The organism is Rhodococcus sp. 05-2254-6 (genome assembly GCF_002258565.1).
GTDB lineage: Bacteria > Actinomycetota > Actinomycetes > Mycobacteriales > Mycobacteriaceae > Rhodococcoides.
Genome location: NZ_NOZF01000111.1, coordinates 1 through 5,998, shown reverse-complemented (window position 1 = coordinate 5,998; position 5,998 = coordinate 1). Strand labels below are relative to the sequence as shown.

General features: G+C 64.3%; 6 protein-coding genes and 1 pseudogene. 2 read left to right on the top strand and 5 right to left on the bottom strand.

Features of this window, described 5'->3' with window-relative positions; translation table 11 throughout:
• Window positions 1–733 (bottom strand): SDR family oxidoreductase (locus CH256_RS14270; RefSeq protein WP_094669903.1); only part of this gene is annotated, 733 nt, incomplete at its 3' end.
• Window positions 730–2,145: an MFS transporter gene (locus CH256_RS14265; RefSeq protein WP_094669902.1), complete on the bottom strand. Its 1,416-nt coding sequence runs from the start codon at window positions 2,143–2,145 to the stop codon at window positions 730–732. The genes CH256_RS14270 and CH256_RS14265, both read right to left, overlap by 4 nt.
• A 137-nt stretch (window positions 2,146–2,282) precedes the next feature.
• On the opposite strand from CH256_RS14265, the gene CH256_RS14260 reads away from it, so the two are divergent.
• Both CH256_RS14260 and CH256_RS14255 read left to right on the top strand, forming a co-directional pair.
• Complete coding sequence (locus CH256_RS14260; RefSeq protein WP_094638744.1) at window positions 2,283–3,191, top strand: LysR family transcriptional regulator; 909 nt, start codon at window positions 2,283–2,285, stop codon at window positions 3,189–3,191.
• Window positions 3,192–3,221: 30 nt separating this feature from the next.
• A complete protein-coding gene (locus tag CH256_RS14255) occupies window positions 3,222–3,944 on the top strand; it encodes a mycothiol-dependent nitroreductase Rv2466c family protein (RefSeq protein ID WP_094669901.1) in 723 nt (240 codons plus the stop codon).
• A 14-nt stretch (window positions 3,945–3,958) separates the two neighbouring features.
• On the opposite strand, the pseudogene CH256_RS14250 reads toward CH256_RS14255, so the two are convergent.
• The 3 genes and pseudogenes from CH256_RS14250 to CH256_RS14240 form a co-directional block, all read right to left on the bottom strand.
• Window positions 3,959–4,577 (bottom strand): annotated as a pseudogene (locus tag CH256_RS14250) (dihydrofolate reductase family protein).
• Window positions 4,578–4,610: 33 nt separating this feature from the next.
• Entirely contained in the window at window positions 4,611–5,477 is an 867-nt protein-coding gene (locus tag CH256_RS14245) for an alpha/beta fold hydrolase (protein WP_094669900.1), read from the bottom strand.
• Between the two features lie 59 nt (window positions 5,478–5,536).
• On the bottom strand, window positions 5,537–5,998 hold a 462-nt coding region (locus CH256_RS14240; RefSeq protein WP_143536578.1), incomplete at its 5' end, for a class I SAM-dependent methyltransferase.

The window sequence follows — 5,998 nt, the reverse complement described above, 5'->3', positions numbered from 1 at the left end:
AACCACCGTCCATGGTGTATGACGCTCCAGTCACCATGCCGGCGTTTTCGGAGGTCAACCAGCCCACCAGTGAGGCGACTTCGGCCGGTTCGACGAGTCGTTTGATGGCGGCCTCGGTCAGCAGAACTTTCTCGAGTACCTCGTTCTCGGGGATGCCGTGTGCCTTGGCCTGGTCTGCGATCTGTGTTTCCACCAGCGGCGTTCGGACGTATCCCGGGTTGACGCAATTGCTCGTCACACCGTGGGCGGCACCTTCGAGGGCCGTCACTTTCGACAGTCCTTCGAGTGCATGTTTGGCGGTGACGTAGGCGACCTTGAATTCCGAGGCCCGCAGTCCGTGCACCGAGGACAGGTTCACCACTCGACCGAAACCGCGAGAGTACATGTGCGGCAACGCAGCTCGAACCAAAAGGAACGGCGCCTCCACCATCAGCGTCTGGATTCTGCGGAATGCGCCCGGGTCGAAGTCGACGATCGGGGCGACGGTTTGGATACCCGCATTGTTGACGAGGATGTCGACGTCCAACCGGAGGTCGTCCAACGCGGTGGTGTCGAGCAGATCCACCGACCAGACGTCTCCACCGATCTCCGACGCCAATTCCTTTGCGGCAACGTCGTTCACATCGGCGATGGTGACGCGGGCACCGCGACCGGCGAGCTCGCGTGCACACGCGGCCCCGATGCCGGACGCTCCCCCGGTGACGAGGGCGGAGCGTCCGTTCAGGTCGGTCATCGCTGTGCAGTCTTGTCGAGCAGGCCAGCCTTCGCCAGCTCGGCCTCGGTGGCCAGGTTCTTGGCGTCGGCGATGTCGATGCTTTCCAGCGCCAGTCCCTTGGTCTCCCGAGCGACGACGACGGCCACGACGGTGATCGCGCAAGCCACGGCCAGGTACACCGCGATCGGTACGGACGAGCCGTAGATATCGAGCAGCTTGACCGCGATGATCGGGGCCAGCGAACCGGCGACGATCGAGGTGACCTGGTAGCCGAGGGACACACCGGAGTACCGCATCCGCGTCGGGAACATCTCGGCCATGATGGCCGGCTGCGTGGCGTACATGAAGGCGTGGAACATCAGGCCGATGATGATGGCCAGCATGATGACGACGTTGTGGCCGCTGTTCATCATCGGGAAGGCGAAGAAGCCCCACGTTGCCGCGGTGACGGCTCCGGCGAAGTAGACCGGGCGACGTCCGACGCGGTCGGCGAGCTTGCCCACCAACGGAATCGTGCAGAAGTGGATCGCGTGGGCGATGAGCATCCACCACAGGATCGTGGAGGTGTCGGTACCCACCTCGACCGACAGGTACGTGATGGAGAAGGTGACGACGAGGTAGTACATGACGTTCTCACCGAAGCGCAGTCCCATCGCGGTGAACACGCCACGCGGGTAACGCTTCACGACCTCGAAGACGCCGTACGACGCGGCCTTGATGACCTCGGCCTGCTTGTGAGCCTCGAGGAAGATCGGGGCGTCGGAGACCTTGGTGCGGATGTAGTAGCCGACGAAGACGATGACGGCGGAGAGCCAGAACGCGACGCGCCAGCCCCAGCTGAGGAAGGCTTCGTCGGACAGTGTGGTCGTCAGGACGAGCAGCGCGACGGTGGCGAGCAGGTTACCTGCGGGCACGCCGGCCTGCGGCCAGCTGGCCCAGAATCCGCGGGACTTGTTGGGGCTGTGTTCTGCGACGAGGAGAACCGCGCCGCCCCATTCGCCGCCGACGGCGAAGCCCTGGATGAATCGCAGGGTCACCAGCAGTCCCGGTGCCCAGTAGCCGATCGCCTCGAAGGTCGGTAGGCAGCCCATGAGGAACGTGGCTCCGCCGACGAGGACGAGGCTGAACTGCAGCAACTTCTTTCGGCCGTACTTGTCGCCGTAGTGACCGAAGACGATGCCGCCCAACGGACGTGCGACGAATCCGACGGCGTAGGTGACGAAGGCCGCGAGGATCGCGTCGAGCTCACTGGTTCCGGCAGCGAAGAAGATCTTGCTGAACACCAGCGTTGCGGCGGTGCCGTAGAGGAAGAACTCGTACCACTCGACGATGGTGCCTGCCATCGACGCCCCGACGACCTTCTTCAGGCCTGTGGGCGTGGCATCGGGATCCGGTTCTGGTCGTTCTGTCAGCGGCTGATCGACGCTCATGTTTTCTCCTGTGTTACTCAGCACGTCACGTTCATGCATGTGATGGACCACACAACTGCGGGTTGCTCTGAGTATTGGTGCAGATGTTTGTGGGCGCAAGAGCCATGAACGCAGGTCGGATCTGCAAAACTGCACACATGACACTCGGTGGCGCGAAGATCCCCAGTGCAGATGACCTGCTGGTGCTGCTCGCTGTCAGTCGCACCGGTCGCTACAGCTCCGCCGCCGACGACCTGGGCATCAACCACACGACCATTTCCCGACGCATCGCCGCACTCGAGGACACGCTCGGCGGCCGGGTTCTAACCCGTGGTGCCGGTGGCTGGGAGCTGACGCAGCTGGGCCGCGGCGCGCTGGCCGCGGCGGAGGCCGTCGAGGATGCGCTGCGCACCCTCGTCTCGAGCGATGTCGGCGCGTTGGAAGGCGTCGTACGAATTTCGGCGACCGACGGATTCAGCGCCTACATCGCGGCTCCGGCCGCGGCGCGGGTGCAGCGCGCTCATCCGCGCGTGTCCGTGGAAATCGTGGCGGTCACCAGGCGCGCCTCGCAGCAACGATCGGGACTGGACATCGAGATCGTCGTCGGGCAACCGCAAGTGCATCGCGCCGAGGCCATCCGGCTAGGGGACTATCTACTCGGCCTCTATGCCTCCGAGGACTATCTGGAGGACCACGGAACTCCGCAGGTGCCGGCCGATCTCTCTGCACACCCGTTCATCTACTTCATCGATTCGATGCTGCACGTCGACGATCTCGATCTGGCCCCCAACTTCACCCCGACCATGCGCGAATCGGTCACCTCCACCAACGTCTTCGTCCACGTCGAGGCCACCCGCGCATCCGCGGGCATCGGGCTGTTGCCATGCTTCATGGCCGACCGCCACCCCGACCTCCGACGAGTCCTGCCCAACGCCATCGCGGTGAAACTGACCTACTGGCTCGTGACCCGTACCGAAACACTGCGACGGCCGGAGGTGTCGGCGGTGGTCGACGCCATCCGCGCCGTCGTCACCGAACAACGTTCGGCACTGCTGGGTGAACACTGAATACCTACGTCCCATAAGGAGAGTGCCCCGATGGCAGATATCGAGTTCTATTTCGATCCGGTGTGCCCGTTCGCCTGGATGACCAGCAAATGGGTTCGCAAGGTCCAGGCCCAGCGCGACTACACCGTCGACTGGCGTTTCATCTCGCTGCGACTGCTCAACTCGCACATCGACTACGACGCCCACTTCCCGCCCGAGTACGAGGCCGGCCACACCGCAGGTCTACGAGTGCTGCGGGCTGCTGCCGATATTCGTCGTGAGCACGGGTCGGACGCTGTCGGGCCTCTGTACGAGGCCCTCGGCAAGCACATCTTCGACACCGAGGTGGTGCCCGACGACGCTACGAGCCACGGCCATCGCGGCACCGCAGAATTCCTGGGGCCGATCCTCGAAGAACTCGGGCTGCCCACCCATCACACTGCAGCACTGGATGATTCGTCTCTCGACGAGGAGATCCAGGCCGAAACCGATCACGCCCTCTCACTCACCGGCAAGGACGTCGGCACGCCCATCATTGCCTTCGAGCCGCCGGACGGCGTCGCGTTCTTCGGGCCGGTGATCAGCAGACTGCCCAGCGACGAGGAGGCAGTGCCGCTGTGGGACAACGTGATCGCACTCGCTCGCTTCCCCGGCTTCGCCGAGATGAAGCGCAGTCTGCGTGAGCTCCCCCAACTGAAGGCCCTCGGGGTCCAGGAAGACGAAGCAGGTGTACAGCAGGACTGGCACGGAGGTAGCCGACGCCAGAAGAAGTGAGCTTCTCGGCCGTATCAGCCGCCCAAGACGTCGTCCATGCTGCCGACTTCCGGGCGTCCCGCGTCGAGGCCGTAACGCAGGTACACGGTGCCTTTACCGTCGACGGCCGGTGGCCCGAGCAACGTCAGGTTGCTGGGCACGGTGCCGTCGGCGAACACTCTCTTTTCCCACTCCGAGAAGGATGGGATGCACCCACAGATCGAGTCGATCGAAAAGCCTCTCGCGCAACAGGGTCTGCACCAGATCGAGGCTTCCGACGACCTTGATGTTGTCGTGCCGATCTCGGATCTCACGCACCGCATCCACCAGATTCGGTCCGAGTTGGGTCGAACCGTCCCACCGCAGATCGGGTGTGCCGCGCGAGGCCACGTATTTCGGTATGGCGTTGAACAGCGTTGCGAACGAGCCTTTTTGGTTCGGCCAGTAGGCGGCGAAGATGTCGTAGGTGCGTCGGCCGAGCAAGAGCGCATCCGTGCCCTCGTATGCAGCGTCGACTTGCGCCCCGGAGACCTCATCGAGCAGAGGAGCCTGCCAACCACCGAAGGGGAAGTTCTCGGGATCTTCCTCGGGGCTTCCTGGTGATTGTGCGACGAGGTCGAGGGTGGCGAACAACTCCAACGTGATGAGGCCCATGATTGCTCCTGGTTCTGTAGGACGGAATCTTCTTCAGCTCAATACTTTTCGTAGTGTCTCGGCAAATTCGGTCGGTTTTCCGGTCTGACCGAATTCGCCGCCGAGGAATCCCGAGTGGCCGCCGGGAAAGACGATCGGCTCCGATCCGAGGAGCGCTGCAGTCGAATACGCTGCGCGAGCCGCGATGTGACCGTCCTCGGGACCGCCGGATTCTTCGCCCACTCCGATCACCACTGTGGTGGGAGCAGCACGCAATGCATCGACATCCGGCGCGAAATCGACGCCTCCCCCACGCATGTTGGACATCAGGGCATCGTCGCGGGTTCCGTCGTCCTCGGTCGGGAGGCCGAACTGCGCCGGGTCCGGTGCCGGGCGAGCGAAGAACGCGTCGTCGATGGGGCCTGCGTGCATGAGCAGCGACATGAATTCGGCCATGGCCGGGCCGCGGCCGTGAGCGTCGTACGTGGCCACCATGTGTGCGCACACTGTCGCGATGTTCTCGCGGTCCGGCAGAGTGCCTCCGGCGGGCGGTTCGTGGGCAACCAACGTCCGAACGTCGGACGTGTATCTGCTCACGAGCACCAGCGCGTTGACCGCGCCCCCGCTGGAGGCGAATACATCGACCGGACCGTGGCCGACGGCGGTGAGCACTGCATGCAGATCGTCGGCATGTTCGCCGACGGTGACCGCCGCGGTCGCGTCGTCTCGTCGACTACGTCCGACATTTCTCGGGTCGTACGTGACGACCACCCGGTCGCCGAAGTGCGATGCCAACGTACCGAACCCGCTCGCATCCATCGGTGAGCCGATGAGCACCAAGGGCGTTACCCCGGCCTCGAGCTCGCCGATCACGTCGTAGGTCAGGGTCGCACCGGGAACGGAAACGGTCTGTGTAGTCATGATCGGTTGGACCTCGGCGCGAGCAAAAACTCACCGGTCGTCACGCAGGCGCGCGTCGGTTACGAACTCGGCGCTGCTGGGCGAGATACAACAGTCCCGACGCGAACCTGGATGTGGCCGCCGCGGACGGCGCGAGTCGACAGATCACGCAGCAGTGGCGTCATCGCCGTCCACGGATGAGCCTCGATGTCCGCGCCTCCGAGTCGGCACGCCAGCTTCGCCAGCGGGGTCCAGGCAGCAGCCCGTCCGACGGGCCGCTGCATATCGACGACGGCAACTACTCCGCCCTCGCGAGTGTGCGCGATCATCGACTCGAGAGCCGCCTGCCACGGCGTCATCAGCGAGAGTGCGTACGTACTCAACGCAGCGTCGAATGGGGTATTGCCCAGATCCGCTGACGTCAGGGCGGTGGCGTCGGCGGCAACGAGCGTGACGTTGTCCCACCCGGACCGGTCGGCTCGCCGCCTGGCCTGTTCGAGCATCTGTGAGCTGGCGTCGACTCCGGTGATCGAGCCGGTCGG